The following is a 1,216-nucleotide window of genomic DNA, read 5'->3' as shown; positions in this document are numbered from 1 at the left end:
CCCCACGACGGCCGCCGCCTGGTGCTGCCGCTGTCGGCGCGCACCGCCGGCGCCCTGCGCGGCCAGGCCACCGCACTCGCCCGGCACCTCGAACGCCGGCCCGAGCTGCGTCTGGACGACGTGGCCCACTCCCTGCGCACCGACCGGCCCGCACTGCGCCACCGGCTCACCGTCACGGCCGCCACCCGCGAGGAGGCCCTGGACGCGCTGCGCTCCGCGACACCGGCCACCCCGCCGCTCGCCGACGACCCGGCCCGCGTGGCGTTCCTGCTGCCCGGCGGCGGCACCCAGTACCCGGGCATGGGCAAGGACCTGTACCGCGACCAGGCCGTCTACCGCGACACCGTCGACGAGTGCGCCCGCATCCTGCGGCCCGTCCTCGGCGCCGACCTGCGCACCGCCCTCTTCGAGGAGCGACGGCCCGACGACACCTCCGCCTTCCTCGGGCTCGTCGTCACCGAGTACGCCCTGGCCCGCACGCTCATGGAGTCGGGCGTGCGCTCCGACGCGCTGATCGGCCACTCGCTCGGCGAGTACACGGCCGCCTGCCTGGCCGGCGTCATCGACCTCGCCGACATGCTGCCCCTGGTCACCGAACGCATCCGGCTCATCAGCTCCGCCGGCGGAGCCACCGTCGGCGTCGCCGCCCCGGCCGAACGGATCCGGCCGCTGCTCGACGCCGGCCTGTCCCTCGCCGCCGTCAACGGCCCCACCGCCTGCACCGTCGCCGGACACCTCGACGCCGTCACCCGCTTCGAGGCCGACCTCACCCGGCTCGGCATCCCGTTCCGCCGCCTGCGCATCCCCGTCGCGGCCCACTCGCACGTCCTGGACCCGGTCCTGCCGGCCTACGAGACCCACCTGCGCCAGGTCACCCTGCACCCGCCGCGCATCCCGTACGTCACCAACGTCACCGGCACCTGGGTCACCGACGCCCAGGCCACCTCCGTCCGGCACTGGCTCGCCCACACCCGCGACACGGTGCGGTTCGCCGACGGCATCACCGCCCTGTGGGACCGGCTGCACCCCGTCCTCGTGGAGATCGGGCCGGGCGACACCCTGACGAAGCTCGCCGCCGGCCGCCTCACCGGCCGGACGCCGGTGACGGTGACCACCATGCGCCACGCCAAGGCCGAGGCGTCCGACGGTTTCGTCCTCGCCGAAGCGCTGGGACGGCTGTGGAGCGCGGGCGTGGACCGCGCGCTGCCCCCGGTGC

Annotated in this window: 1 protein-coding gene; it reads left to right on the top strand. The window is 76.0% G+C overall.

Annotated elements, in window-relative coordinates; translation table 11 throughout:
- Positions 1–1,216 (top strand): acyltransferase domain-containing protein (locus tag EHS43_RS44845; protein ID WP_125196085.1); only part of this gene is annotated, 1,216 nt, incomplete at both ends.

Origin of the sequence: Streptomyces sp. RP5T (assembly GCF_003933965.1) — a bacterium.
GTDB lineage: Bacteria > Actinomycetota > Actinomycetes > Streptomycetales > Streptomycetaceae > Streptomyces.
This window is presented reverse-complemented; position numbering and strand designations above follow the sequence as displayed.